Annotated in this window: 24 protein-coding genes; 13 read left to right on the top strand and 11 right to left on the bottom strand. The window is 72.6% G+C overall.

Going from position 1 to position 26,089, the window contains the following annotated elements; translation table 11 throughout:
* Window positions 1-441 precede the first annotated feature (441 nt).
* Window positions 442-1,053, bottom strand: coding sequence for an NUDIX domain-containing protein (locus tag ACFC1F_RS33700; protein WP_376164100.1), 612 nt, complete (start codon window positions 1,051-1,053; stop codon window positions 442-444).
* 130 nt (window positions 1,054-1,183) lie between these two features.
* Between ACFC1F_RS33700 and ACFC1F_RS33695 the strand changes: the two genes are divergently transcribed.
* The 5 genes from ACFC1F_RS33695 (at window position 1,184) to ACFC1F_RS33675 (ending at window position 4,917) form a co-directional block, all read left to right on the top strand.
* Entirely contained in the window at window positions 1,184-1,312 is a 129-nt protein-coding gene (locus ACFC1F_RS33695) for a hypothetical protein (RefSeq protein WP_376164098.1), read from the top strand.
* A gap of 742 nt (window positions 1,313-2,054) precedes the next feature.
* Window positions 2,055-2,420 (top strand): hypothetical protein, encoded by a 366-nt coding sequence (locus ACFC1F_RS33690; RefSeq protein ID WP_376164096.1) that lies wholly within the window; start codon window positions 2,055-2,057, stop codon window positions 2,418-2,420.
* Window positions 2,421-2,709: 289 nt separating this feature from the next.
* A complete protein-coding gene (locus ACFC1F_RS33685) occupies window positions 2,710-3,126 on the top strand; it encodes a hypothetical protein (RefSeq protein ID WP_376164094.1) in 417 nt (138 codons plus the stop codon).
* Window positions 3,110-4,414: an MFS transporter gene (locus ACFC1F_RS33680; RefSeq protein ID WP_376164093.1), complete on the top strand. Its 1,305-nt coding sequence runs from the start codon at window positions 3,110-3,112 to the stop codon at window positions 4,412-4,414. The genes ACFC1F_RS33685 and ACFC1F_RS33680 overlap by 17 nt, the downstream gene beginning before the upstream one ends.
* 5 nt (window positions 4,415-4,419) lie before the next feature.
* Complete coding sequence (locus tag ACFC1F_RS33675; protein WP_209412806.1) at window positions 4,420-4,917, top strand: phosphoribosyltransferase; 498 nt, start codon at window positions 4,420-4,422, stop codon at window positions 4,915-4,917.
* Window positions 4,918-5,109: 192 nt separating this feature from the next.
* On the opposite strand, the gene ACFC1F_RS33670 is transcribed toward ACFC1F_RS33675, so the two are convergent.
* The 3 genes from ACFC1F_RS33670 to ACFC1F_RS33660 all read right to left on the bottom strand — a co-directional run bounded on the left by ACFC1F_RS33670 (window position 5,110) and on the right by ACFC1F_RS33660 (window position 7,438).
* Window positions 5,110-5,556: a hypothetical protein gene (locus tag ACFC1F_RS33670; protein ID WP_376164091.1), complete on the bottom strand. Its 447-nt coding sequence runs from the start codon at window positions 5,554-5,556 to the stop codon at window positions 5,110-5,112.
* A gap of 220 nt (window positions 5,557-5,776) precedes the next feature.
* Entirely contained in the window at window positions 5,777-7,075 is a 1,299-nt protein-coding gene (locus tag ACFC1F_RS33665; RefSeq protein WP_376164089.1) for a pyroglutamyl peptidase, read from the bottom strand.
* Between the two features lie 192 nt (window positions 7,076-7,267).
* Window positions 7,268-7,438 (bottom strand): hypothetical protein, encoded by a 171-nt coding sequence (locus tag ACFC1F_RS33660; protein ID WP_376164087.1) that lies wholly within the window; start codon window positions 7,436-7,438, stop codon window positions 7,268-7,270.
* A 793-nt stretch (window positions 7,439-8,231) separates the two neighbouring features.
* Here ACFC1F_RS33660 and ACFC1F_RS33655 point away from each other — a divergent pair.
* Together ACFC1F_RS33655 and ACFC1F_RS33650 are read left to right on the top strand one after the other, a co-directional pair.
* Entirely contained in the window at window positions 8,232-8,639 is a 408-nt protein-coding gene (locus ACFC1F_RS33655) for a hypothetical protein (RefSeq protein WP_376164085.1), read from the top strand.
* Window positions 8,640-9,181: 542 nt separating this feature from the next.
* Window positions 9,182-10,189 carry a terpene synthase family protein gene (locus ACFC1F_RS33650; protein ID WP_376164083.1) on the top strand — a complete coding sequence of 336 codons (1,008 nt, stop codon included), beginning with the start codon at window positions 9,182-9,184 and terminating at the stop codon, window positions 10,187-10,189.
* 474 nt (window positions 10,190-10,663) lie between these two features.
* Here ACFC1F_RS33650 and ACFC1F_RS33645 read toward each other — a convergent pair whose 3' ends face one another.
* The gene (locus tag ACFC1F_RS33645) at window positions 10,664-11,497 is read right to left on the bottom strand and encodes an ABC transporter permease (RefSeq protein WP_376164081.1); all 834 of its coding nucleotides are present in this window, start codon (window positions 11,495-11,497) and stop codon (window positions 10,664-10,666) included.
* Window positions 11,494-12,414 carry an ABC transporter ATP-binding protein gene (locus ACFC1F_RS33640; RefSeq protein WP_376164079.1) on the bottom strand — a complete coding sequence of 307 codons (921 nt, stop codon included), beginning with the start codon at window positions 12,412-12,414 and terminating at the stop codon, window positions 11,494-11,496. Before ACFC1F_RS33640 ends, ACFC1F_RS33645 begins: the two co-directional genes overlap by 4 nt.
* A 492-nt stretch (window positions 12,415-12,906) precedes the next feature.
* Between ACFC1F_RS33640 and ACFC1F_RS33635 the strand changes: the two genes are divergently transcribed.
* Both ACFC1F_RS33635 and ACFC1F_RS33630 read left to right on the top strand, forming a co-directional pair.
* Window positions 12,907-14,340, top strand: a complete 1,434-nt coding sequence (locus ACFC1F_RS33635; protein WP_376164077.1) for an LPXTG cell wall anchor domain-containing protein — start codon at window positions 12,907-12,909, stop codon at window positions 14,338-14,340.
* Between the two features lie 146 nt (window positions 14,341-14,486).
* Window positions 14,487-16,157 (top strand): sigma-70 family RNA polymerase sigma factor, encoded by a 1,671-nt coding sequence (locus tag ACFC1F_RS33630; RefSeq protein ID WP_376164075.1) that lies wholly within the window; start codon window positions 14,487-14,489, stop codon window positions 16,155-16,157.
* Between the two features lie 139 nt (window positions 16,158-16,296).
* Here ACFC1F_RS33630 and ACFC1F_RS33625 read toward each other — a convergent pair whose 3' ends face one another.
* The 3 genes from ACFC1F_RS33625 to ACFC1F_RS33615 form a co-directional block, all read right to left on the bottom strand.
* Entirely contained in the window at window positions 16,297-16,641 is a 345-nt protein-coding gene (locus ACFC1F_RS33625; protein WP_376164074.1) for a hypothetical protein, read from the bottom strand.
* 283 nt (window positions 16,642-16,924) lie between these two features.
* Window positions 16,925-17,407: a hypothetical protein gene (locus ACFC1F_RS33620; protein ID WP_376164072.1), complete on the bottom strand. Its 483-nt coding sequence runs from the start codon at window positions 17,405-17,407 to the stop codon at window positions 16,925-16,927.
* Window positions 17,408-17,938: 531 nt separating this feature from the next.
* The gene (locus ACFC1F_RS33615) at window positions 17,939-19,870 is read right to left on the bottom strand and encodes an FtsX-like permease family protein (RefSeq protein ID WP_376164070.1); all 1,932 of its coding nucleotides are present in this window, start codon (window positions 19,868-19,870) and stop codon (window positions 17,939-17,941) included.
* A gap of 264 nt (window positions 19,871-20,134) precedes the next feature.
* On the opposite strand from ACFC1F_RS33615, the gene ACFC1F_RS33610 reads away from it, so the two are divergent.
* Window positions 20,135-21,403, top strand: a complete 1,269-nt coding sequence (locus ACFC1F_RS33610) for a sensor domain-containing protein (RefSeq protein ID WP_376164068.1) — start codon at window positions 20,135-20,137, stop codon at window positions 21,401-21,403.
* A complete protein-coding gene (locus ACFC1F_RS33605; RefSeq protein ID WP_376164066.1) occupies window positions 21,400-22,047 on the top strand; it encodes a response regulator in 648 nt (215 codons plus the stop codon). Before ACFC1F_RS33610 ends, ACFC1F_RS33605 begins: the two co-directional genes overlap by 4 nt.
* Window positions 22,048-22,137: 90 nt before the next feature.
* Here ACFC1F_RS33605 and ACFC1F_RS33600 read toward each other — a convergent pair whose 3' ends face one another.
* On the bottom strand, window positions 22,138-23,364 hold the full coding sequence (locus ACFC1F_RS33600) for a phosphodiester glycosidase family protein (RefSeq protein WP_376164065.1): 1,227 nt from the start codon (window positions 23,362-23,364) through the stop codon (window positions 22,138-22,140).
* Window positions 23,365-23,910: 546 nt separating this feature from the next.
* Here ACFC1F_RS33600 and ACFC1F_RS33595 point away from each other — a divergent pair.
* Window positions 23,911-24,456, top strand: coding sequence for an alpha/beta hydrolase (locus ACFC1F_RS33595; protein WP_376164063.1), 546 nt, complete (start codon window positions 23,911-23,913; stop codon window positions 24,454-24,456).
* A 44-nt stretch (window positions 24,457-24,500) separates the two neighbouring features.
* Window positions 24,501-24,950, top strand: coding sequence for a hypothetical protein (locus tag ACFC1F_RS33590; RefSeq protein WP_376164061.1), 450 nt, complete (start codon window positions 24,501-24,503; stop codon window positions 24,948-24,950).
* A 670-nt stretch (window positions 24,951-25,620) separates the two neighbouring features.
* Here ACFC1F_RS33590 and ACFC1F_RS33585 read toward each other — a convergent pair.
* Window positions 25,621-26,089, bottom strand: a 469-nt coding sequence (locus ACFC1F_RS33585) for a glyoxalase (protein WP_376164059.1), incomplete at its 5' end; no start/stop codon positions are given.

Raw genomic sequence — 26,089 nt, 5'->3', positions numbered from 1 at the left:
CATTATCACACCCGTTTGGGGTGTGTTTTTTTTTTTTTAAAACCCACCACCCCGCCCCCGGGCGCGGGCCGGGGGCGCCCGGGGGCCCCCCCCGGCGCCCCCGCCGCTTCGTCGAGCGTGCCAGGAAGTCCGCGCCGGTCCGTGCAGGTCCGTGATCCCACAGGCCGGCCGGGGCCCGGGCCGCGGAGGGGAGGTGGATCCACCATCTGGCGCCGGTGGCCGGTTCCGGTGGAATCGGCGGGACAGGACGCCAGTCCGACGGCGTCGCAGGTAGCCAAGTCCGTTCGCGATCCAGGCTTGTGGCGGCCCGGTACAGGGTGGCCACCAGGGGCAGGGACGAACCGGCTGCGGGCCGATTCTCACCGGCCTCCGGGCGGCCGGCCGGACGGTGGGCGGCGTTGGTCCGACAGTACCCGGCGCGGGCCTTTGGCACGCCCGTCTTCACGCGGTCAGTTGGCTGGTCCCGGTGTGCGGCTGTTCGCTGTGCTCTGCGCGATGGCGCTGGAAGAGGGCCAGGGCGGCGATGGAGGGTGCGTCCTTGAAACGGCCTTCGGCGATGAGCTGCCAGACCTCCGCTTCGGAGAACCAGCGACTGATCAGGCCCGCCTCCGTCTCGTCGAGGTTGGTCTCGCCGGTGGTGAGGTCCGTTGCAAGAAGAACGTGGAAGCCCTGGTTGCAGAATCCGTAGGCCGCGAACAGGTGCCCCAACGGCGTCATGGCGCCGGCGGTCAGCCCGGTCTCCTCGGCGAGTTCACCACGGGCGAGGGCGAGCGGGTCCGCCTCCGGCTTGTCCTCCCAGGAGCCTTGAGGGAACTCCCAGTAGCGCCCCTGGACCGGGTACCGGTACTGCTCGACGAGATGGAACCCGCCGTCGGCATACGGGACGACGAGCGCGAAGTCGGGCTTCTCCACCAGGCCGTAGACGCCCTCGACACCGTCGTGCCGCAGGGTCTTGTCCTCGCGGACCGTCATCCAGCGGTTCGTGTAGACGACGGTGGTGCTGGTGGCCACCAGTTCGTGCTCGGGCTGTGCCGGAGACGTCTTCGTTTGCATGCTCAGACGCTAGCCCAACGCAGAGAACCGATCCGTGTGGAGCACGTGGCCGCCCGCACGGGCCGCAACACCCGGTGACAGGCCCGGTCCGGGAGGACCCGACGCCGCCGTCGGGTGGGATGCAGAGGTCTTGATCGTCGCCGTGGAGATCCTCGGCGACACCGACGAGTTGCTGCACGCGCATGTGTGGCCGCGGTACGCGTGCGAGCCCGCCGACCTTGCCGGCATGCCCGTCTGGCTGTATCCGCACGAGCATTGAGAGATGCTGCTGTCGATCAGGGCGATCCAGGTGCCGCGCTGCAGTTCCCGGACGCCCGGGCGGGCGGGCCAGGCTAGCAGGGTCAGGGCCCGTCGCCGAGCACGGAGCGGTACGGTGCGCCCAGGCCGCGGTCGGCGCGGACGGCTTCGCCAAACGCGCAGAAGACCCACGGCCCAGGCGCGAACCCCGGACCACCCGACCGCCTCACCACCCAGGACGAAGGCCAGAGAAGAAGGAAGTCGCCCAAGCTCTCGGCTACAACCAGGTCACCACCGCCAACGTCGCCGCCGAAGTCGGCGCCCCACGGAGCCAATACGTCTCGCGCGACCACCCGCGGTGACTGCTTCGCATTCTGGGACCTCACATACGCGGCACCGGAACATGCGGGCCTACCTGTCCACACGCTTTCCTCCGAATCCCCCTGCAACCTCCCGCGGGGGTGCACGTCTATGGAAGTGAAGGCACGGAGAGCGGGACCGGCGGGATCGGGGGGGACCAGCACCGGGCGTCTTCACTCGGCTCTCCGTCAGGACAGCCTCCTGGAGGGGCACGTCGTGCACATGCCCGTCATCTCCGTTTTGTACAGAACATCCGCACCTGGTGTGCACTGGCCACCGCCGTCGCAACCGTGAGCCGTACGACGGCCTGTACTCGATTTACACCTTTGGGGGACGTCATGAACCGCATCGTCAAGCGGGCCGCTGTGCTTGCTGCCGCAGCCTGCTCGCTCGGAACGCTCGCCGTGTCGAGCGCTACCGCCGCCACGCAGACCCCGCAGGCCTCGGGCACCGTCTACACGGTCCCGAACCTGAACTACTGCCATGGGCAGATGAACACCGTCTGGCAGCCCACCCGTCAGGTCCAGCTCGCCATGAACGCCGACACCCCGACCGGAGTGGCGGTCACCTGCACGGCTCAGCTCTACACCTACCAGACGGGCCCGACCGGACCGAGCTACACCATCACCAACGGTGCCAGCGCGCAGGGCGACTGGACCGACGACAAGACCGCCGGCAGCTACAAGTACGTCTGCGTCAGCGAGATGGACATCAGCCTGACCTCGAACCGGCCAGTGGGCAACTACGTCGGCTGCAGCACCATGTACTGAACCCGCTCGCGCCGGTAGCCGAACCGCCCCGCCCGCCCCGCACAGCACCACACGGGCGGGGCGGACACCATGCACGACCACCCTGTCGACGCCTCGCCCAGGAGGTCCGCACGGCCGCTGTACCACGCCCTGGCTGTGATGACCTCTCAGGGGCCCGGCAGCGTGCTGGTGGACCGAGCGACTCTGTCGAGGATCTTGGTTTTCCTTGATCACTGTCCTTGGCGCCGCCAGCGGGGCCGGGGCAGTTCGTGAGCGTCGAGGTACTGCTCACCGGTTCCATGACGAGCTGATGCTGCGACACCTCGACGTCGAACTCCGCATGTACGCGGACTGCGGGGTGCTCATGGCCACCGCGGCCTGCGCCGCCACGCAGGCTCCCCTCGTCGCCGAACTCCTGGAGGACCTCCTCGACAACGCGGGCCAAGACGCCCCCGGGCGGCTGCGTGACTGCGGCATCGCGTATCTGCGCCACCACACCGACACCCCGAGCACTCGCGTCACCAGCCATGCCTGGCACACCCTGACCGGCGCTCCCCTCCCGCACACCCTGGCCGACCAGTTGGAACGGGCCGACGACCTGCAGATCACCGATCTCATCGAACACAGCATTCGCACACCCGCACGCAGTGTGACCGGCCTGGTCACCCCATCGGCGTCCCCTCCCACTCCGCCAACCCGGGCACGCACCCATGTTCACCCGTCATAAGGCGACCCGCCGTGCCCCGGCACCGCCGGCCGTGTCCGCCCCGGGCGTCGCCCGCCTCCTGCGCCGCCCGTCCCTGTTCGGCCTGTGGTGCGGGCAGGCACTCTCCAGACTCGGCGACCAGCTGTTCACCGTGGCGCTCATCTGGAGTGCCACAGCCAGCGGCTCCACGACCCTGCTCGGCGCACTGACGCTCCTGGAGACGCTCCCGCGCCTGATCATCCTGGTCGCCGCCGGGCGCAGCCTCGACCACCTGCGACCCAAGTACACCCTGCTGTTCACCTGCGTGGCGGGCGCCCTGTTCGCCGCACTCCCCGTCATCGCGCCCCGCCGCTACGAACTGATGGCACTCACGGTGGCCGCCGCGGCCATCGCCGGCGCCTCCGCCCTGTACACCCCCTGCTTCAGCAAGCAACTGGCCCTGCTCATCGACCGCGATACCGAAGGCCCGGCCAAGAGCGTCCTGTTCTACACCACATCGTCCCTCGTACAGACCGTCGGGCCCGTCCTCGGCGGCCTGCTCCTGGGCCTGTGCGGCGCCGCTCCGCTCTATCTCCTGGACGCCGCCAGCTTCCTGGTGGCAGCCCTGCTGTTCGCCACTCTGCTGCCCGATGGCGCCGGGCCTTCCGCCGTGCGCGCGGCCCACAGCCGGCTCCGGGACCCGATGCACCACGTCTGGCGCGCGCTCTGGGCCGACCGCACCCTTCGCTGGATCCTCACCACCGCGCTGGCCGACAAGCTCCTCAGCTTCGGCCCCGTCATGCTCGGAGTCCCGCTCCTCGTCCACGACCACTTCCAGCTCACCTCGGCGTACTACGGCGTTCTGATGGCCGCTTCGGCCTGGGGCATGGTCCTCGGCAACCTCATCCTGGGCAGACAGAGCGCCCGTCGGAACCTCCGTCACCTCATGACCCTGGGCTATCTCGCCACCGGCATCGGCGAACTGGGCGTCGCCCTCAGCCCGGACATCACCGCCGCCCTCCTGAGCACCTTTGCTCTCAGTACCTTCATCCCGTTCTGTGTCCTGCCGGTGATGCTGGCCCTCCAAGAACGCGTCCCACCACACCGCATGGCCCGCTCCATCGCCACCTACACCACCCTTGACCTGGCCGCCGGCGTCACCTCCCTCGCTCTGACCGCCCCACTCGCCCACACCGTCTCCGCCCCCGCCCTCATCACCTCACGGCGAACCGGTGCGCGACAGCGGCACCGATGGCGGCCGCATGAAAGACCTCGCTTCCGCCCGGGGCGTGCCGGTGCTCGCCGCCGGGCGGGCCGGCAGGCACACTGAACGCTGTGACCGACGTGCGTGAGACGCTGGACTACCAGACATTCGGCCGGGCGGTACGCGAACTCGCGCAGACGATCGCCGACGACGGGTACGAGCCCGACGTGATCCTGAGCATCGCCCGCGGCGGCGTGTTCGTGGCCGGCGGTCTGGCGTACGCGCTGGACTGCAAGAACATCCACCTCGTGAACGTCGAGTTCTACACCGGCGTGGGCACGACGCTCGAAATGCCCGTCATGCTGGCACCCGTCCCCGATGCGATCGACTTCTCCGGCAGGAAGGTCCTGATCGCCGATGACGTCGCCGACACCGGCAAGACGCTGAAGCTGGTCCACGACTTCTGCCTCGACCACGTCGCCGAGGTGCGGTCCGCCGTCATCTACGAGAAGTCGCACTCCCTGGTGAAGTGCGAGTACGTGTGGAAGAAGACCGACGACTGGATCAACTTCCCGTGGTCGACGGAACCGCCGGTCGTCAGGCGCGACAGCCAGGTACTCGACGCCTGACAGCAGCCCTCCTGCGCCTCGCCCGCCAACGCATCAGCGTCCTGTTCGCCGTGCTCCGAGACGGCACCCGCTACGAGACCCGCACCTGCGCAACCGCACCCGCATGGCCTGCGCAGCCTTGACGAAGGGCGTCGAGGAACCCCCGGGGCGGGGCTCACCGCGCACGAGACGGGTGCGGGTCAGAGCCGCGGGTCAGAGCCGCGGGTTCGTGATCGGCGGTGGCCCCGGCGGGCCCTGACGCCTCGCCGGTTCCGGTTGTGGTGGGGGTGGGGGCGCCCACTGCGGCTTCCGTCGGGCGGCCCGTTCCGTCCGCAGCTCGACCAGCCCGCCGCCGAGGACGGTCAGCCCCGCGATGATCACCAGGAAGACCAGCGGCCGGTGATCGTCACGAATCGTGGCGCACTCCGCGGGCTCCGGGGTGTAGGTGTACGTGTCCGGGTCGGGGTGCCCGACCCGGGGGCCGGCCGGGGCGAACACGGACCCGCACTCCCCCACGCTGGACTCGATCGCAGTGAACCCCCAGACGATCCCGCCGGTGAGCAGGATCAGCCCCATGACAGTGAACCGCAGCCCCCGCACCGCTCCCCCGGATCCCTCGACGCCGCCGTACCGCACGGACAGGCTTACCGCATGGATCAAGGACTGTCAGCACCTGTGACCGGTCCTCCGCCCCGCTCGCAAGCGCGTCGTCCCACCGACGTCGAGGACGACGGCGAACCCGTCGCACCACGGCCCCAGGCCGTACTCGCCCTACTCGCCCTACTCGCCGGAGTCTCCGGACTCGCCGGACTGCCGGCTCCGCCCCCGAGCACCCGTTCCCGGCCGCGATCGAGGACGCCCCGGGTGCCGGCGGGGCCGCTCAGGGGGTGGCGTGGCGCAGGATGTCCAGCACCTCGTCGGTGATGGCGGCCTCGTTCCGTTCCAGGTCGGGTCCGGTGAGCTGGTCGGGCAGTGCGGGCAGGCCGGTCAGGACCGGGGTGTGCAGGTGGCCGCCCGGCAGGTCCGGGGCGAGTTCGAGCCGCAACCGGTTGGAGCGGTAGGCCACTTCGTTGGACAGGTACCCGCCGCCGCCCCCCGCCACGGCGCGCGAGCCGGGGGTCGGGCCGTCCTCGCGGTCGACCGGCTGGTCGCCGCCGGCCGGGATCTCGGTGACGGCGCTGTTCAGCCGGACCGGGAACGGCTGTTGGACGGCGGTCATCTCCTCGGCGGGCAGAGAGGTCGCGATGAACTCCGCGCCGGGGCCGAGGCCCGGGGCGGTGACCGGGTGGTCGCGGGTGCCGCCGGAGAGGGCGCCGACGTTGTCCGGGTAGGGGTCGGCGGAGCGGGCGCGGCCCGCCCACGCCTCCAGGGTGAACAGCCCGGGATAGCCCTGGCTGATCGTGGTGATCTGGTCGGCGGCGCACGGCCCGGGCGCGAGGCGCGGGCCGAAGGCGCGCTCGACGATGCCGCGGTCGAAGTCGCCGTAGCGCACCGGCAGCACGACGGCCCGGATCTCGGCCCGGGTGCCGTCGGCCAGGGTGATCCGCCGGCCGTTCAGCTGGAGGACGGCCGAGCCGGAGGGGTTGGCCCGGCGCAGCTCGGTGTCGAGGCCGAACGGGTCGAAGCCGCTGACGAACACCCGGCGCACGTCCGGGGCTCCGCTGAAGCCGTTGTCCCGCAGGCCGCGCGAGGCGTCCTCGAACCGCTGCCGCAGCCGGCCGGCGTCCACGGTGAAGTCGGGCTGCCACTGGGCGAGTCGGACGGTCATGGCCAGCCGGGTCCAGTACAGCGGGCGGTCGTCCCGGGCGGGCAGGTCACCGCCGGTGCGCCGGCCCTGGGCCCGGTTGACCGCCGCCTGCCAGAGCGCCTCGCCCCAGGCGTCGACCAGGCGCTCGGCCTCCGCGGCGCTGCGGGTGGTGCACAGCGCGGCCGGGAAGCGGTGGACGAAGTCGCCGAGGCCGGCCCGTTCGGTGAAGGCGGCGGTCCGCGCGTCCCGGAGCCGGGCCTGCTCGGGGTCGGCTCCTCCCTCGGCGGGGGCGTCGGCCTGGGTGTCGGCCGGCGCGGCGGTGGCCGTGGAGCAGGCGGACTGCGCCTGGGCCGGGGCGGCGGTCGGGAGCAGCAGCGCTGCCAGCGCACCGGCGAGGGTGACGGCCAGCTTGGCGGGGCGGGCGATGGTCATGAAATGTGACAGTACATGGACAGGTGACGGCCCCACCAGACGGCCTCCGCGGGCCGACCCCCCGCGCTGCTGGAGGAGGGAAGTGCGGCCGGGGCGGCCGACGATTCACCGAGGGCTCCGGCGGAAACCTCCGCCGGGCAGGACGCGGGCCCGGTCCAATGGTGCGGACCGGGCCCGCGGCAGGGGCCGGGTTCAGGCCCGGGCGGCCCGCCGCCGCATCTGGGCGGGGACGAGCCGGCGGACGCGCTCCGCGGCCCGGGCGCGGCACGACCGGCGGTCGACCACGGCACGGACGGCCCGCCGCCGGTCCGCCTCGCGCAGCAGATCGGCCTCACGCAGCTGGTGGAGCGAGTAGTGCAGCATGCGTCTGTCCTCCCGGACGGGGTGCGCTTTCGCCCCCACCCTCGTCCGCCGCAGGCCCCGGGCGCCTGAGGCGGGCGTCCCGTTGCGGCCCCAGGAGTACCTGTGGCACCGGCTGGGTGCGTTCGACTTCCTCGACCAGGCCATGCCGCCGGCTTCCACGCTGCTGCTGTGCGCGGTCCCCGTTCGTGCTCGTCACGTCCGCCCCGGCCGGGCGGTCGGCGGGGTCGACGCCGGCCCTGCGGCTGGGTCCGAACCGGGAGGCCGCCGCCGGCGTCGGTGACCTGTTCGCTCCTCCGCGGCAACGGCCTCGGCGGCCACCGGACTGTCGTGGGTCTTCTTCGTCCCGGGCGGCCTCGCCGCGGCCGGCTCGGTCCAGAAGCTGCGCCGGCAGATGTTCCAGGCGTCGAGGGCGCTGGGCCGGCCGGCCGTGGCGTGGGCGGGCTCGCCGGTGGCCCGTCAGCCCGCCGCCTGCTGGAGGCCGTCGAGGATGAGGTCCGGTCCGAAGGCGAACTCGTCGCCGTAGGTGACCGGACGGCCGACGGGGCCTCACAGTGCAGAGCTTCCTGCCGGAGCCTTCGGCAGCCGCCCAGGAGGCCCTCGCAGTCCAGCAGCGCGGCCACCCGGCGTGAGCCGTACGGGCCCGGTGCCCGCGCCGATCGGCATGCCGACGGGGGCGAGGTCCCGGTCCGGCTCGACGAGGCAGATCCCCCGCTGCGCGCGCTTGCCCCTCGCCGGCCGTACCCGCCGGAGCGGGCAGCGAGCCGACCCGTCGACGCTCCCTTATTCTTCCCGCATGACGAGCCCTCAGCACGATCCCGGACGGGACGAGGCCATGGCCCGCAGCGCCATCGACGCGTACCTCGCCAACCGCACGCGGTACTGGGAGCGGGCCGCTCAACAGACGAAGGCAGCCGAAGCCCAGGCTGCCCACCGGGCCGCGCGCAACCGGCTCACCCGGTGGAAGAACGACGGAGTCCTCGACGACTGGGTCGCAAGCGCCGTCGTCGAGGCCGCCGAACAGGACGCCGCCCGAATCGGCCGCGAGAGCGCCGCCGCGAAGACCGGTCCGGCCCTGCACGCAACCGCCGTCCGCCACACGGAGGCAATCCGACGCTGGCTCCACGCCCAAGGCCACAGGCTCGCCGACAACACGCCAGAGCAGGCACAACCGCACACACCCCCCCAAGGCCGACCGGAGTAACGAGCCGCCAAGGCTCCGCCCAGCCCGGCCCTTCCCTTCCCGCCGCCACACCTCCTGCCAGACCGCAGTGTTGCCGCCCAAGGCCTCCAAGGCGTTCAAGGCCTCCAAGTCCTCCAAGCCGTGCAGCCAAAGATCGCCGAGCGCCCGGGCGCAGCGCCTTGTTCGATGTCTCCAGGCGCAGCAGGAGGACGTCGGGGCCTGGCGGCCCCTGTGTGCGGGGTGTGGGGGTGGCGCCTGCGGCGTCACCGGGGGCGGGCACGGGAACGCGCGGAGCGCAGCAAGGACCAGCAGCAGCCGCAGGGGCCGCGGTGATGGGGACCGTTGAAATTCCCCCTGCTCAGGGGGGCGGGACAGACCTGCTCACCTCGCCCCCACGACGCCCGGCCCGGGGACCGTCGGTACCTCGTGGCGCCGCAGCTCCTCGGAGCGACGCACTGTGTTTGTATGCCCACCGTATTCTGGTGATCTTGATGAGGCCGGGGAGCCGGCAGGCCCCAGGCACGACACGAGAGACACAGGGGCGGGCCGTGACAGAAATCCGTATGCCAGACTTCCATGCTCCGTTCCCACTGGAACGCAACCCTCACCTGCAGGAAGCTTCCAAGATCATGTGGGAGTGGATCGATCTCCGCGGGCTGGCGGCGACACCCAGGGCCCGCGCCCGCATGCTCAACACCGGGGCCGACCTGTCGGGCGCCTACGTATGGCCGCGAGCCGGACTCGACATGCTGTCACTGGGGCTGAAGTGGCTGGCCCTGACGTTCCGCATCGATGACCAGCTCGACGAAGACGACCCGGACGAGCAGCCGGGGTCCCGTGCGAGGTGCATCGAGGAGCTGTGCGGGATCCTGCACGACGTTCCCGCGCCGCAGTCCCCGGTCGCCGACGCCCTGCACGAACTGTGGAAGGAAACGCGCACGGGCCGGCCGGCGAGCTGGCAGCGCGTCTTCGTCTCCGACTTCGAGGCGTTCTTGCGCTCCTACGCCCTGGAGGCAGAGCTCAAGGCCGTCGGCCGAATACCGGAACTCCCCGAGTACCTCGGGTGGCGGATGTACTCGGTCGGCATGCCATGGCTGTGGGACCTCGACGAACTGCGCCTGCCGCTCCACCTCCCCGACAGCGTGCGCAACTGCCAGACGATGAGCACTCTCCGCCAGGCAGGATCACTGCACATCGCCCTGGTCAACGACGTGTTCTCCGTCGAGCGGGAAAGCATCACCGGCTACCCCTACAACGCCGTCTCCCTCACCATGCAGGCACAGGGCTGCTCCTTGCAGGAAGCAGTGGACCAGGTCGCCGGCCGGGTCACTGAACACGCCCAAGTGGTCAGCCGCATCCTCGAACACCTCCCCACAGAACTCCGGCGCCGGCAACTGCCCCCCGACGTCCGCACAGCCGCCCTCGACCACTGCGAGAACATCGCCCTGAACCTACGCGGACAACTCGTCTGGCACGCCTCGGTCCGCCGCTACGCCATCACCGACATCACCGACATCACCGGGCAGTGGGCAGGGAACTACCCCGACGATCTGCTGCGCCAGGCAGGCTGACCGGGTCGGCCCCACGGCATCAACGGCGTCGCCCGCCTTCCCCGCACGAGACGTAGGAGGCCGGCCCCGCCCGACTGCTCGTGCCGGGGAGCGGACGGCGCCTTCCGGGCAGCGCTCGCAGGGTGATCGGCCGTCACAGCGGAGGGCTGCCTGATGGCCGGCCCACTCCGGGGACGGGCCGAGTTGTCCAGGGTGCGCGAAGCTCAGCGCGCAGCGCCGCCACGGGCACCCTGGACCACTCGACACGGTCCGCGTCCTCCACCCGCGGGCTGGTCCCGTACACCGTGGGGACCACCCGGCAGTACGGGGCGTGGGCCCCGATCTCCCGGGCGGCCGTGAGGGCTGCGCAAGATCTCCTCAGCGACGATCAGCACCCGGGCCCGGGGCCGCCCGCACTCCGAGTTCGTTGAGGCTGCGAGGAGCTTCGGGGCCTTGTCCCTGTGCCTGCGGGACGCGCGGTTCCCGGAGGCACGTTCACACATCGCGGTGCCGTACGACGACCACTGCGAGGGCGACCGTGACCAGCGGCCACAGGGCGTACACCGTCCAGGAGCCGGGGAGCGTGGCGGTGTAGCCCAGGGATCCGGGATCCGGCTCCCAAGTCTGGACCAGACGGGTCCAGGCAGCCGACACCATGGTGTGTTTGACGTCCGCCAACCAACGGTTGCTCTCCGAGAACATGGTGGGCAGCATCAGCAGGGTGAAGACGCTGGTGAGCATGGTCCCGGCTGCGTGCCGGAGCAGGACGCCGAGGCCCAGGCCGGTCAGGGCGCACACCGGGGCCAGCAGCGCGGAGGCCAGCATCGGCCGGAACACATCGGCGTGGGTGATCGCAACGCCGGCGTCGTGCCGGTCAAGGAGGGCCTGGGAGACCAGGAAGGATCCGATGGAGGCGGCCGTGCCGACTGCGGTCCACAGCGCGGCGGTGACGACTGCCTTGGCCAGCACCACCGCGCCACGGTCGGGGACGGCCACGGTGGTGGTGCGGATCAGGCCACTGCCGTACTCGCTCACGACGGTGAGGGCGCCCATACTGCCGGCGACGAGTATCAGCGTCATGTAGCCGGGTGCGGAGAAGGCGTCGTAGGCCAGGAAGCCGGTGGGTTCGGAGCCCGCGGCCTTGTCGGAGAGCGTGGCCACGGCGCCGGACCCGATGACGAACAGGGTGATGAACGCCAGGACCCACGGGGTGGAGCGCAGGGACCGCGTCTTGATCCATTCGGAGGCGATCAGGTCGCGGAAGCGGGCGGGCGGCTCGGCGAGGGAGACGGCCGAGGCGGTCGCGATGGCTGGGGCGTACGTGGTCATCGGGCCTGTCCTGCCTGGTATTCGATGCTGTCGGCGGTGAGTTCCATGAAGGCCTCCTCCAGGGAGGCGGTCCGGGCGGTCAGCTCGTGCAGCAGGATCCGGTGCTCGAAGGCGAGCGCGGCGATCCGGTCCGTCGGCAGTCCGGTCACGAGGAGCTTCTCGGTGCCTGCCGATCCCTCAGGCTCGACCGATGCGCCGGCGGCGGTGAGCACCGCAGTCAGCTCGGCTGCCTGCCGCGTGCCCACCACCACGCCGAGGGCGGTGCCGCGGGCCGCGAAGTCCTGTACCGACTCGGCGGCGATGAGCCGGCCCCGGCCGATGACCACGAGCTGGTCGGCGGTGTTCTCCATCTCCGACATGAGGTGGCTGGAGAGGAAGACCGTACGGCCCTCGGTCGCGAGGCGCCGGAAGAGGCGACGCATCCAGAGCACACCTTCGGGGTCCATACCGTTGACCGGCTCGTCGAACATCAGCACCGGCGGATCGCCGAGCAGGGCCGTGGCGACCCCCAGCCGCTGCTTCATGCCGAGCGAGAACCCGCCGATGCGGCGGCCCGCCGCATCGGCCAGGCCCACCTCGTGCAGCACCTCGTCCACCCGGCGCCGGGTGATCCCGTTGCTGCGGGCCAGGGCGGACAGATGGGCCGTGGCGGTGCGTCCGCCGTGGACCTGACCCGCGTCGAGGAGGGCGCCGACGTGCCGCAGGCCCCGGCCGTGGCTGCGGAAGGGGACCCCGCTGACGGTGGCGGCGCCGCCGGTGGGCGCCTCCAGGCCGAGGATCATCCTCAGGGTGGTGGACTTGCCTGCTCCGTTGGGGCCGAGGAAGCCGGTGACCTGGCCCGGCCGCACGGTGAAGGACAGCTGGTCGACGGCGGTCTTGCCGCCGTAGCGCTTGGTGAGTTCGTTGACTTCGATCACATGGACAACCCTGCCGGGTGGGCCCCGTCCGGGCATGAGGCCGTGAGCGGCAATCGTGCGGCTGGGTTCGCCCGTGGGCGTACGCCCACGGGCGAACTCAGCAGCGCCGGGGGCGGAACTCCTCAGTGCAGGTCAGCGGCCTGCGCCAGGGTGAGGCGGGGTCAGGAGCAGCGCCACCTGGAGCCGCGTCGTTTCTCCTCGGCGGCCGCGGCTTCGGCGGCCGACGGTCACGGTCGGCCTCCTGGCGGGTGCGCGGTCGGCGGGTGCGCTGGTGGGCGGCGGCCTGGCGGCAGCCGGCGCACAGGCGGCGCACAGCCCGTCGTCGTTCCAGCCCCGAGCCGGGCGGGCGGGCCGAACCCGGCTCGCCCGCCCCGGCACATCCGTAAGGGCGTCGGCGTCGGCGGATAACGAATGCGTCACGGCGCGGGAGGGGATCGGCGTACCGCGGTCCCACCTGTGCCACATCTCTTCAACGCAGGAGCACAGAGCGCCATGCAGTTCAACATCGTCCGGGCCGCGGCCGGGGCAGCCTCCTTCGCCGTACTGGCGTCCGTCGCCGTGACAGGGGCCGCCCCGGCCGCGGCGGACGAGACCCGCACCAACCGCGTCCTGGTGGTCCTGGCGGACTTCGAGGACCAGCACCATGCCGAGGCCGGAACGGACAAGGCGGGCATCGCGCAGCGGTACTTCGGAGCGGAGGGCTCGTTGCAGAGCTACTACCGTGCCGTCTCCCGCGGCCGCCTCTCCTACGTCCCCGCCGTCCCGGACAAGGTCGTCGGGCCCCTGACCCTGCCCTGGCACGCGAACTGCGACCCGCGTGCGGCCCGTCAGGAGGTCGAACGCCAGCTGCCGCAGCGAGGCCTGACCAAGGGCAAGGACTACGACAGCCTGTCCATCGTCCTGCCCCGGGTGCCCTGCGCCTGGGCCGGGCTGGCACAGGTCGGCGGCCCTGTCAGCTGGCTGAAGGCCGGCAAGGGCGGCCCGACGTTGGCGGCCGTCGCCCACGAGTTCGGCCACAACCTCGGCCTGCCCCACCAGCCGCGCCGGGTCTGCGCAGGCGGCGACCTGGGTGCCTGCGGCGCCCCTGCGGAGATGGGAAGGAAGTCGCCCATGGGCGGTGGAGGCGCTGCCCTCGGCCTCTCGGCCACCCAGCTCATCCACGCCGGATGGCTCGCACCCGGCGAGCACCAGCGGGTGACCGCCTCCGGCAGCTTCACCCTGCGCCCCCTGTACGGCGACGAAAAGGGCGTTCGCGCCCTGGAGGTGCCGCTGGGTCACGACCGGCTCGTCCTGGAGTACCGCCGCCCGGCAGGGTCCCTGGACGGCCGTCTGAAGGGCGTCTACGCCTACCGGGTTTCCGGCGACTCCTACCGGAGTGCCAACCCGCTCTCGACGTCCGCGGGTGACCGCGACGGCGCGGTCACCACCCTCCACGACACGGCTGCGAAGCTGACCGTGACGGTCGGCGCACTGGACGCGGACAAGGCCACCGTCACCATCACCGTCAACGGCGTCACCGCACCCACCGGTACGACCACCGCGCCCGCCGTGGTGGTGCCGCCCGGCAACCCCACCGCCTCCGCCCCCGCATCCCCCGTGCCGGATCCGGACGGTCAGGACGAGCCGGCGGACACCGACGACCCGACGGGCCCGGACGACCCGACGGCCTCCGCCCAGGCCCCCCAGGCCTCCCAGACAACCGAGGCCACCGAGGCAACTGCCCACGCCACGCCCGCCCCCACGGCCGGCCGCTCCGGCGACACCGGTGCCGGCGCCGGCGCCGACGCGAACCTCGCCCACACGGGCGGGAACGGCACCGCGCTGGCCCTGACCGCTGCTGCCGGGGCCACACTGACAGCTGCCGGGGCGCTTCTCTTCCGACGCCGGAACCGGGGCGGCGGCCGCCGGGCACGCACGCAGCGCTGACGGACCACCGCCCGGCCGGCCGCCGACACGACACCGGGAGGCGGCCGGCCGGGTAACCGTGCCCTTCAGTACGAAGACCCGGCAGGAGACGGGACGGTCAGTCGCCGGGGACACCTCTCGGCAAGGCCTTCAGCGAACGGAGCAGCATGCAGGCGCACCACGGCCCACCGTCCGAGACCGGTCGCGACCACGGCGCCGCACGGCAGGACGGGGGTCCGCCGTCCACCGGGAACGCCGCGGACGGCATCGCCGCCCCGCTCACCGACCTGCCCGACGACGAACTGACGCCCCTGGTCCGGAACGGCTGTGAGCAGGCGACCGCCGAACTGTACGGCCGTCACCGTGCGGCCGTCCTGGCCCACGCCCGCGCCTGCACCCGTGACCCGCACACCGCGGAGGACCTCACCGCCGAGGCGTTCACCCGGACCCTGAGCGCGCTGCTCGCGGGCGCCGGTCCCACCGGCCCGTGGCGCCCCTACCTGTTCACCGTCGTCCGGCACCTGGCCGCAGACTGGGCGGCCGGCGGCCACCGCGCACTGCCCACCGGCGACGTCGAACACCTCACCACCGCTCTACCGACTGCCGCGAGCGGCGAGCAGATCGCGCTGCAGCGCGAGAACGACGCACTGATCGCGCGCAGCTTCCGCTCCCTGCCCGACCGCTGGCAGCAGGTGCTGTGGCACACGGTCATCGAGGGCAGGAACGCCCGGAGCGTGGGCCCGGCGCTGGGGCTGAGCACGAGCGGAGTGTGGTCGCTGGCCGAACGCGCCCGCGAGGGCCTGCGCGAGGCCTACCTGACGGCCCATGCACGCCGCCCGGGCCGGTCCGCGGAGTGCGACCACCACAGCGCGCAGCTGGCCAGGGCCGTGCGCCGATCCGAGCGGGGACCGGACCGGGCCCTGGCAGGCCACCTGACCGACTGTGCCCCCTGCCGGCTCGCCTTCGACGACATCAAGGACCTCAACAGCCGTCTGCGCGCCGCACTGCCCCTCCTGCTGCCGGCCGGCCCGGGAGCCGGAGCAGCGCTGACCTGGCAGGCAGCGCCGGCCTCCGCCCCGACCACCGCAGCTCCCGCCGCCGGGGGCGCCGGGGCCACCGGGGGCGTCGGAGCCTCGCCGGCCGGCGTTCTGGGCGTGCCCTCGTGGATCGCGGTCACCACGGCCACCCTCGCGGTCGCCGGAGCCCTCGCAACCGCCGTGTACGTGGGGGCGCCCGAGGGCGACGGCCGGCCGGCCGCCCCGCCGCCCTCGACCCGGACGACCCCGCCGGACACTGTCGCCGGAACACTGGAGCCTTCCCCGTCACCCACCGCAGGCCGGTCCAGCAGCCCTGCAGGGCCGACCACCGCATCGCCCACCGCGTCGGCGGCCAAGCCCTCCCCGGGCGCGCCGCCGGTCGACCGCACCAGGCTGCGCATCGACTCCACCGGGCTCTGCATGGACATCGCGGACGCCGCCGCGGCACAGCCGTACGAGGCGCCCTGCACGGGAAGTCCCGCACAGTCCTGGGACCTGGTCCCCGTACGGGGCACGAACCGGCAGATATCGGTGCGCAACGCGCGCTCGGGGCTCTGCCTGACCCACACCGGAACCACCGCCGACGGCGCCCCCGTCCGCCAGGCGGTCTGCGACGGGAACGCCCTGCAGACCTGGACGCTGAACCGGACCGAGGACGGCCGGGCCGGGATCCTCACCGGCGACGGCATGCACCTGGGCCTCAAGGCGTGGGCACGGGCCGACCGCCAGACGCACGACCCGCTGATCGCGACATCGCACTTCTACTACGGCTCGCCCTCGCTGCGCTTCCGGATCGACTGAAGACCGGAGGGACCGACAAGGACGACCAGGACAACCAGGACGACCAGGCGCAGCCAGACCCAACGGGCCCGGCAAGGGCGGGGCCGTGCAGCAGCGGACCGGGCGGCGGGGCCGGGACGGACACGAGCCGGCGGCCGGCTCAGGACCCGTCGGCGAGGATCAGCTCCGCCATCGTGAGCAGGCGCCGGAAGGCCGTAAGGCCCTCGTGGTACTCCGCGGAGCGTCCCAGCAGGGCGACGGCTGCCCGAAGCTCCGGCAGGCAGGTGCGGAGGATGTCGGGATGGCCCTGGCCGGGGATGCCGCCGTTGCCGAGATAGGTCGAGACGCAGCCGGCCACGGTCAGGTCCAGGTACACCAGGTCGGGCTTCTCGTCGGGCGGCACTTCGGGGAACGGCTCAGGGTGGTGCCAGGCCCAGAGGAGGGCCACCTCGCGGACGGTGGCCAGGTGCCCGCCGGGGCCGGCGGCCGGGGAATGGGTGGTCATGGAGGCGATCCTCCCGGACGCGCCGTCCTGCGCCCGCACCAGGCCATCTCAGGGAGCCGCCACGAAGGTCGGGGCCCCGTGGACCAGCGGCCCGAAGGAGACGCCGGAGCTCGCGCTGAAGGTCACGTCCGCTGGAGTGGTCCTACGTTCCGCACCGTCCAGGCGGTGTGCAGGGCGTCCAAGACGGCAGTCTGCTGCTCGGTCAACTCCCCCCGGCCGCATCGCTGCACGCCGGTTCCACCGTGGTGCCGGCGCCCCTCGGGGCCGGCACCCGAGGTCGGCGTCAGTAGACGAGGATGTCCCAGTGGCTGCCCTCGTTGCAGTACAGGTTGCCCGAGGCGGCCTTCCACTGCGGGTAGCCGTCGCCCCGGTAGCCGATGTAAGTGAAGCTGTTCTGAATGTAACCGTCGATGCAGGAACTGCGGGAGATGTCGACCTTGTAGCCGTTGTAGTGGCTGTAGGTGCCGGAGGCGTGGCCCACCTCGGTCCCGCCCGTGATGTTGATGGCACAGCCGCTGGCCTGCTTGAGGGTGATGATGGTACTCACCGTGCCCGAGTTGATCTGCTCGAACGAGGTGCAGCTGGAGTTGGACCTGGTGGTACAGCCGCCACTGGAACTCCATGTGATACCGGCGTTTCTGAACTGACCGGCGGCCGTCGACTGCGACAGCTTGGTACCGCTCGCGCCGGCCGTGGGCGCCGAGACAGCGAGGCCGGCCACGGCCAGGGCGACGACGGTGGCTGCGGTGCGTGGCTTCATCTGCATCTCCCGGTGAGGATGGTGAGCCTCGGACACGGCCCCCGGATCCCGCCGAGCCTCGGCAGGAGGACGGGAAGCCCGGCGCCGGGCGGACGAAACCGGCCCGGACGAAGAGGTCGTACGAAGTGCTGTGGACGCGCCAGTGCCCTGGTGTGAGGGACGACCGATCCGTCCGGCACTGCCGCCCGCGGATCCGGGGCAACAAGTGGCGGACTTCGAGGGCCAGTACCGCACCAGGATGACCCACCGCTTTCTATGCGGGTAGACCCCGGTCTGTGAATTTCGCGTGACGGGGAGGCGTACATCCACCGGGCCCGGGGGCCGGAGAGAACAGCGTCTCGGCCACGCCGTCGTCATCGGGCACGGAGACCATCCACGCCGTGGGAGGCAATCCGGCGCCGGCTTCACGCCCATGGCCACAAGCTCACCGGAAGCCAGAGGAGACACAGCCGCACACACTCCCCCAAGGCCGACCGGAGTAGTGAGCCGCCAAGACTGCGGCTGGATGAGGAGGTTCGGTGCGGCGCAGGTCCGGTTTCAGCGGGTGGCGACCGTGACAGGCCGGGGCCGCAGCGCCCCGGCTGCGGCCGGCGCGGCGCAGGCCACAGTGAGGAGCAGCGCGCCGGCCGTCACCGCGGTGACGGGGCGCCACGGCAGGACGATCGGTGCCGGGACGTGGAGCACCGCCAGCGCGGCGTGCATGGTGCCGAGTTGGACGGCTGTCACGGCGCAGCCGAGCCCGGCGCCGACCGCCACCACCAGGAGCGACTCGGCGGTCACCAGGCGCACGACCTGGGCGCGGGTCGCGCCGGCCAGCCGGAGCAGGGCAAGTTCGCGGCGTCGGTCGGTGGTGGCCATGAGCAGCGTGTTGGCGAGCGCGATGCCGGTGTAGAGGAGGGCCGGGCCGAGTACGAGGACCATGCGCAGCCACGCCGTGCGGGTGTCGGCGGGCGCGTGGGCGGCGAGCCACTCCTCCCGGGTGAGCACGGTGGCGCCGTACGGCAGGACGGCGGCGCGGGTGGTGCGCACGGCGTCGTGGCCGCCGGGGGTGGTGAGGCGCACGTCGATGCGGTCAGGGCGGGCGCCCGGGGCGTTGGCGGCGGTCACGTACAGGCCGTTGTCGCTGAGGCCGTCGCGCAGGACGGCGGCCACTCGCAGGGTCGTCCGGCTGCCGTCGGCACGGATCACCGGGACCTGTTCGCCGACCGTGGTGTGGCCCCGTTCGGCGGGCAGGACGAGGGAGTTGTCGTCGAGGTCGGCCGTCGAGCCGGCCAGCAGGGGCAGCCGGGCGAGGACTGCGAGGGCGGCCGGGTCGGTGGACGCCCGGGCCTCGGCGCGGGCGGTCGCGCCGTCGGGCCCGACGAGGGAGAGGGTGGTCGGCGCGGTGGGCGAAACGGCGGCCACGCCGGGAACCGCGCGCAGTGCTGCGAGCAGGGGGCCGCTGGGACCGGTAGGACCGGCGGGGCCGCTGGTGGCCGGGACGACGACCAGGTCGGCCGCGGTGCGCGCCCGGGCCTCTGCGGCGCGGGCGGCGCCCACCGTGTCCAGTGCGCCCGCCAGCGAACCGGCCAGTGCCACCGAGACCAGGACCGGTGCGGCCACCGCGCCCGTCCGGCGGAGCGCGGCGGCCGCGTTGGCGGGCACCAGGCGGCCCGCGTAGCCGGCGGACCGGGTGGGCAGGGCCCGGCCGAGCAGGCGGATCAGCGGCGGGGCGAGGAGCGGGGAGAGCAGGCCGGCCGCGGAGATCAGCCACATCGGCTGTGTGGTGTAGGTCTTGCGGTGCAGCAGGTCGGCGGGGTCGGTGGCGAGTGCGGAGCCGGCCAGTGCGGCGGCGGTGAGCAGCAGGCCGACGCCGGTGAGGAGGCGGCCGGCGGTCAGCACGCCGGTGTCGAGGTCGGCCGTGCGCAGGGCGTCCAGCGGGCCGACCCGGCCGGCCCGGCGGGCGGCGACGGCAACGGCGGTGAGAGCGGTCAGCAGACCGGTACCGAAGGCGGTGGGCAGCGGCCAGGGGGCGGGGGCGAGGGTGAAACCGGGCGGGGCCATGCCGATCTCGGCCAGCTGCCGGACGAACGCGGGGGCGCCGAGCCGGCCGAGCAGGCAACCGGTCGCGGAGGCGGCCGTGCCGAGCAGCAGCGCCTCGGTGAGCACGGTGCGGCGGACCTGGGCTCGGGTGGCGCCGGTGAGCCGGAGCAGGCCGAGTTCGCGTCGGCGCTGGGCGACGGCGAAGGAGAACGTGGAGGCGACGACGAACGCCGAGACGAACGCGCTCACACCGCCGGAGGTGCCGAGGGCGGCGACCAGCGGGACCAGGTCGTCCCCGCCGGGGGCGCCGCTCCCGGCGACCGCGGTGGCGAGGCCGAGCAGCATGACGGCGGTCATGGCGACGCCGAGGGCGAGGGCGAGGAAGGCGCCGAGAAGGGAAGCCCAGCGTGCCTTCAGGGACTTGAGCGCGATCCGCAGAACTGTCATGCGGCCCAGCGAACCGCCGTGGCACGTCGCGGCGCAGCAGGCCAGGGGCCACTTCGGGAGGTAGGGCCAGCCCTACCGACGGGCGTGGGCGGGCGTCCTAGGGTGGGGCGGGTGGTGATCGGGGAGGCGGGAGGGGTGGCGATGGTCGGGCGGTGGCGGCCGGGGTCGGGGTCGGGGTCGGGACCGACGGCGGGGCCGAGGTCCCCGCGGCCGGCGGCACCGGGGCCCCCGCGGCCGGCGGAGCCGTGGCGGGCGGGCGCCTCCGTGGGACCGTGGCGGGCGGGCGCCTCCGCGGCGCCGTGGCGGGCGGGCGCGTACCTGCTGGCGACCGGGCTGACCGGGCTGCTGCTGTGCGCCGGACTGCTGCTGTCCGTGGCGGCCGCCGGGGTGCTGGCGGTCCTGCTGGTCGGGCTGCCGCTGCTGGCCGCACTCGCCCTGGTCGGTCTTCCGGTGGCGGCCTGGGAGCGCCGGCTGGCCCGGTTCCTGGACGGCGGGCGGGTGCCGGACCCGCACCGCGTGCCCGACCGCCCCGGCCTCACGGCCTGGCTACGGCTGCGCTTGCGCGAGCAGGCGACCTGGCGGGAGTTGGGCTTCACCGTGCTCGCGGCATTCGTGCTCTGGCCCCTCGACCTGGCCGTGGCCGGCTGTGCCGTCGTCGCCCCCTGGTACCTGGTGGCCACCGTGCCGCTGCTCCTGCTGGACGGCGAGCAGGTCAACGTGTTCAAGCTCTGGCAGGTCCACTCCCTGTGGGCGGCGGGCCTGTTCGGGCTGGCCGGCGTGGCCCTGCTGCCATTGCTCGCCCACCTGCTGGCACGGGCAGCCGCCGTCCGGGTGGCGCTGGTGCGACTGGTGCTCGGGCCGGGCCGCCGGGAACAGCGGATCGGTGAACTCGTACGCTCCCGGGCCCGGTTGGTGGACGCCTTCGAAGCCGAGCGGCGCCGGATCGAGCGCGACCTGCACGACGGCGCCCAACAGCGCCTGGTGGCCCTGCGGATGACCCTCGGCCTCGCCCGGCTGGACGCGCCGCAGGACGGCCCGCTGGCCGGGCGGCTCACCGAGGCGCACCGCGAAGCCGGCGAAGTCCTGGCCGAACTGAGGGAGTTGATCAACGGCATCCATCCCCAGGTGCTCACCGACCGCGGGCTGCCGGACGCCTGCGCGGACGCCGCCGACCGCTCGCCGGTCCCGGTCGCCGTCCGCTTCGCACTGCCCGCCCGGCTGCCGACGTCGGTGGAGTCCGCGGGCTACTTCGCCGTCACCGAGGCGCTCGCCAACGTCGCCAAGCACAGCGGCGCGCGCACGGCGAGCGTCGAGGGCCGCTACGCGGACGGGCGGCTGACCGTCCTGGTGCAGGACGACGGCCGCGGCGGCGCCGACCCCGAGCGCGGCACCGGCCTGACCGGGCTGGCCGACCGGGTCGCCGTCGTGGACGGCACGCTGACGGTGAGCAGTCCGCCCGGCGGACCGACCCTGGTGCGCGTGGAGATCCCCTGCACCCCGGTCCGGACCACCGGAGCGGGAGCCGGACGATGAACCTGAGGATCGTGCTCGCCGAGGACGGCGTGCTGCTCCGGGAGGGGCTGATCGGGCTGCTCGCCAGGTTCGGGCACCAGGTGGTGGCCGCGGTCGGCGACGCCGGGGCACTGCGCGCGGCGGTGGAGGAGCACACGCCGGACCTCGTCGTCACCGACGTCCGGATGCCACCCGGCCAGAGCGACGAAGGGCTGCGCGCGGCCGTCACCCTGCGGGAGCGGCAGCCCGGCCTGCCGGTCCTCGTGCTCAGCCAGTACGTGCAGCGCTCGTACGCGGCGGACCTGCTGGACTCCGGGGACGGCTCCGGCGTCGGCTACCTGCTGAAGGACCGGATCGGCCAGATCGAGGAGTTCGTGACGGCGGTCGCCGAGGTGGCGGGCGGCGGGACGGTGGTCGACCCGGAGGTGGTCCGGCAGCTGCTGCGCCGCCGCCGGGACCCTCTCGCACGGCTGACCCCGCGCGAACGCGAGGTGCTGGCGCTGATGGCGCAGGGCCGTTCCAACGCGGCGATCTGCCGGGAGTTGGTGGTGTCGGACGCGGCGGTGGGCAAGCACATCGGCAACATCCTGATGAAGCTGGACCTGCCCCCGGCCGAGGAGACCCACCGCCGGGTACTGGCGGTGCTGGAGTTCCTCCGCGCCTGACCGCACCCCGGCGGGCCTGGGCCGGCGGGCCGGTGGCCACCGCTGCGCTCGGCCTCCTCACGGCTGCATGGTGGCCCTGGCGAGCCGCCGTCAGCGACGCGCCGAGAAGACCGCGATGCCGTTGGGAACCGGTCTTTCCTGGTCGTGGTGGAGGTTGTTGCGGACGACGGCACGGCCGGTGGCGGGGGCCCGGGTGGTGATGGTGGCGGACCCTCCGCCGTCCAGGTAGGAGGCCTCGGCGCAGCCCAGGGAGTGGAGGACACCAGCCAGTGCGCCGAGAGTGAGTCCGGTGGAGGTGCCGACGCGCCCGTCGGTGGAGAGCAGCCGCAGGGTGTGCCCGCCGTGGCCGATGCCGACGGCCGTGCGGGGTTCGGCGGTGACGTCGTCCAGGCCCGGCAGAAGACGGTGGTCGCGGATCAGCGGGTAGGCGCCGAGGGCGAAGGCGAACGGCACCGGGCTGCCGGAGGCGAGGCGGTAGTCGACCGCGGCGGGGGTGCCCGGGGCCAGTCCGCGCAGGGCGCGGGCGCCGGCTTCGCGGCCGAGCAGAACAGTGGTGTCCGGGTCGATGGAGCCGGTGCCCGGTGCGTCGGAGACCGTCGCGATGCGGCCGTGGCGGACGGTCACCTCGTAGGTGTCGCCGGTGCAGGGGGCGGCCCGATCGTCGTCGGTCCCGCACGCGGCGCGTGCGCGGGAGACCTCTCCCCACTGGGAGGTGAAGGCCCCGATCGAGTCGACGGGCAGGGCGTACTGGTTGAGGCCGCCCAGCACCAGTTCACTCTGTGAGGTGCGGATGTGACCATGCAGCACCAGACGGTCCATCCGGGCCCTGCCGTCCACCCCCACACCGAACACGTCCTCATCGGTGTCACCGAGCGGCCTCGTCCGGCCGAAACGCTGCCCCTCGGGCACTGCGCCCTTCAGTGGCCGGCCGTTCAGGACCGACGGGCCGGAGGCGGCACCGGTCGCCTGGACGCCGGGGTGCTCCTCGGTGATGTTGAAGAAGTCGCCGTTGATCGCAGCGGCGGCCCCGGCCTCCTCCCCCATCCGGGAGACCGTCTTCCGGGCAGCGACCGCGCCCGGGTAGAGCAGGTCGGCGACCACCCCCGGACGCTCCAGATCCGCCGTCACCACGTGGACCCTGGCGCTTCCCTGCGAGGTGGGGACGGTGAACGCCTCGTAGACCACACCGGGCGCCACCTGCTCACGCACCACGGCGGAACCGGCCGGGGCGGCGACGGCCGGGTGGGCCGTGGAACCCGACCCCAGGGCCACCGGGACCAGGGCCAAAGCAGCGGCGGCGCTCGTGACAGACCTCATGAAGTCACTATGTGCGGCACCGGGCGGCATTCTGGCGCAGGCACGGCAACCGACCGTCAGGAAAGCACCCCCGGCACCCCCTCCGGCGACCCGGGTTTCAGGGCAGCGACCCGGCACACAGAACGCCGAACCGTCAACACCCTCAGCCCCCTCGCACCACACTACGAGAGGGGCCGAGACACTCCACTGTGCCCGCCCCAACGCCGCTGACCACAGAGCGGCCGCACGGCAACCTGGCTCCTGGCGAGCGCACCACTTCCGCGCCCCTCGGGGCAGGCGACCGCGTGGAGATCCACTGGCCGATGTGCCGCACTCCGTGCCGGACTCCCACCTTCCCGCAACCCGACGTCACCAACTGGACACTGCTCGCATACTGACGATAATCAAAAGATCATACTTTGACCCACGGGGGGAAACCGTGCCAAGTCCCTATGCGCAGCCCGCTTTCGACGTCAACCCGTCAGCACTGGAGGGTTGCGGACGAACCGCCCAGCACCTGGGCGGCCAGATACCGCTCGAGACAACCCCGACACCGCCGACAACGTCGTGACCTTCGTCCCCGGCACCTCCTCCCGATTCGCCACGGCCAACGGCGACGTGGACAAGACGGACGAGATGGCCGCGCCCCAGAACGTGTACACCGAAGCGGGGTCCGACTCGTACGCCGAGAACGCCAAGAACGACCTGGCACGGTTCCAGACCGCCCTGCGCACGACCCACGAGGGCAACCCCTCGCACAACACCCTCATGGGCCACAGCTACGGAACCGTCGTCGTCGGCTTCACCATGCGCGAGCACAACCTGCCCGTGGACGACGTGATCCTGGTCGGCAGCCCCGGCGTCGGCGTCAACCACGCCAAGGACCTGAACATCGACCCGTCCCACGTCTACGTCGCCCGGGGCAGCGAAGACACGATGATCAAAAACGTGGCGAGCACCAGCCTGGCCTTCGGACTGGACCCCGTGGACAACGACTTCGGGGCCCAACACCTCCCGGCCGGCAGTACCGATCACTCGCACTACTGGCTGCCGGGCAGCGTCTCCGTCAAGGCGTTCGGCGCCGTGATCGCAGGCAACGGGATCGGTCAGTGAGGCGACACCGGACGATCGCGGCAACGCTGGCCGCCGGAGTGCTGTTGACGATCACAGCGTGCGGCAAGGACTCCGATGCCCCGACCATGACACAGGCCCAGGCGAAGCAGCAGACCGCGGACTACGCGGGGCAGGCCATCACCGACCTGCCCCAACCCGTCACCACGGCCAGCGAGCGGGAGAACGGCACCAACTGCTTCAAGAACGACGCCCCCTCGGAGTACGACGGCCGGGTCGTCGAGATCACCGAGAAGCGGCTCTCCGGCATCCTGGCGGACCGCCAGGCCGAATACGTCGAACACCTCCGGGCCCGAATCGAGTCCATGGGATTCCAGCGGGACGACTCCGGAGCGCTGCGCACCTCCGCCCACTTCACCAACCCGACCAACAAGTTCACCAGCTCCATCGACGGCATCGGCAGTTCGTACGGGACGCTCGTCATCGGCTTCAGCTCCCCCTGTGTGTGGCCCAACGGCACCAAACCCCCGTACTGAGCCACCCCCGCCCGGCCCCTCGCGCCACACCCACGCGAGGGGCCGAACCGAGCAAGCTGCTGCAGTCCGAGCACGGCTCGCCGGTCGCGGGCCCGAACCGACGGCCGCGACCCGCATCCCCGTCGTCCTGGAGAACCCCGACTCGCCCGACCTGATGGTGGTGCGCGGCGGGCGAGCCAGGAGATCGCCTCCCCGGCGTCGTGGACCTCGGCCGGGTCCATGGCCGCCGTGTCGTGGCCAACCTCCGGCGTCGGAAGGTAGACCGGGATGATGACCCAGGACACCTTGCCCTGCCGGTAGCCCTGGCGCAGCACCCTCCCGACGGCCTGGACGATGTCGATGACCGACGACTTCGGGCCCGCGAAGCAGATCTCATCCACCGGAAGCCCTCCATGAACACCGTGCGAGTCATAGCGGCTGACGCCAGTTGCGGTAGGCATGCGGGGCGCGGCGAAGCCGCTGTCGCTGAACGGATTCGGCAGCGTGGCACCTGTGTACGGTCCGGTCCCGCCACCTATCCCGCATCCACGCGGTGGCCGGCGCAGCAGCGGTGGGCGCCGGGTGGCCTCGGCAGTGGCGAGGCCCAGGGCGGCGCGGGCCGGCCGCGCTGTTCTGGTCGAACATCAACCCGCACGGGGGGGTCAGGCGGGCCGGGAGTGGGGGTCGGGAGTCAGGACGGCATGGGGGTGGGCGATGCGGCGGTCTCCCAGGCGAACCCGTCCGCGTCGGTGAAGGCGTCGGCGGTGCCGCCGAGGACGATGCGGTGCGAGCCGGTGCCGTCGACGGGCACGCCGAGGTCCTTGGCCAGGGCACGACGCTTGTACAGTGCCAGCTTGACCTCACCGGCCCGGCCCGGGGCGAACTCGGTGTACTTGCCACCGAAGCTCTTGGCCACGCTCAGGCCCCGGCCGACGTAGAACTGCCGGGTGGCCTTCACGTCCTCGACCCCGATCAGCAGGACGACCTCGTCGATCTCACGGGTGGCGGGACCGGTGTCCTTCTTCGCCGAGGTCGCGATCTTCCAGATCGTCCCGTCCGGGGCCTGGACCACGCCGCTGTAGCCCCACAGCGACTTCGCGGCGGGCTTCAGCACCGTGGCACCGGCGTCCACCGCGGCACCGACGAAGCCGTCGACGGTG

This window comes from Kitasatospora sp. NPDC056181 (genome assembly GCF_042266225.1).
Taxonomy (GTDB): Bacteria; Actinomycetota; Actinomycetes; order Streptomycetales; family Streptomycetaceae; genus Kitasatospora.
This window is presented reverse-complemented; position numbering and strand designations above follow the sequence as displayed.

Coding starts and splice junctions, on each gene's coding strand:
- ACFC1F_RS33700 (WP_376164100.1), bottom strand. CDS start 1,053: ATGCAAACGAAGACGTCTCCGGCACAGCCCGAGCACGAACTGGTGGCC.
- ACFC1F_RS33685 (WP_376164094.1), top strand. CDS start 2,710: ATGCTGCGACACCTCGACGTCGAACTCCGCATGTACGCGGACTGCGGG.
- ACFC1F_RS33680 (WP_376164093.1), top strand. CDS start 3,110: ATGTTCACCCGTCATAAGGCGACCCGCCGTGCCCCGGCACCGCCGGCC.
- ACFC1F_RS33665 (WP_376164089.1), bottom strand. CDS start 7,075: ATGACCATCGCCCGCCCCGCCAAGCTGGCCGTCACCCTCGCCGGTGCG.
- ACFC1F_RS33660 (WP_376164087.1), bottom strand. CDS start 7,438: ATGCTGCACTACTCGCTCCACCAGCTGCGTGAGGCCGATCTGCTGCGC.
- ACFC1F_RS33655 (WP_376164085.1), top strand. CDS start 8,232: ATGACGAGCCCTCAGCACGATCCCGGACGGGACGAGGCCATGGCCCGC.
- ACFC1F_RS33650 (WP_376164083.1), top strand. CDS start 9,182: ATGCCAGACTTCCATGCTCCGTTCCCACTGGAACGCAACCCTCACCTG.
- ACFC1F_RS33645 (WP_376164081.1), bottom strand. CDS start 11,497: ATGACCACGTACGCCCCAGCCATCGCGACCGCCTCGGCCGTCTCCCTC.
- ACFC1F_RS33635 (WP_376164077.1), top strand. CDS start 12,907: ATGCAGTTCAACATCGTCCGGGCCGCGGCCGGGGCAGCCTCCTTCGCC.
- ACFC1F_RS33630 (WP_376164075.1), top strand. CDS start 14,487: ATGCAGGCGCACCACGGCCCACCGTCCGAGACCGGTCGCGACCACGGC.
- ACFC1F_RS33625 (WP_376164074.1), bottom strand. CDS start 16,641: ATGACCACCCATTCCCCGGCCGCCGGCCCCGGCGGGCACCTGGCCACC.
- ACFC1F_RS33620 (WP_376164072.1), bottom strand. CDS start 17,407: ATGCAGATGAAGCCACGCACCGCAGCCACCGTCGTCGCCCTGGCCGTG.
- ACFC1F_RS33615 (WP_376164070.1), bottom strand. CDS start 19,870: ATGACAGTTCTGCGGATCGCGCTCAAGTCCCTGAAGGCACGCTGGGCT.
- ACFC1F_RS33605 (WP_376164066.1), top strand. CDS start 21,400: ATGAACCTGAGGATCGTGCTCGCCGAGGACGGCGTGCTGCTCCGGGAG.
- ACFC1F_RS33600 (WP_376164065.1), bottom strand. CDS start 23,364: ATGAGGTCTGTCACGAGCGCCGCCGCTGCTTTGGCCCTGGTCCCGGTG.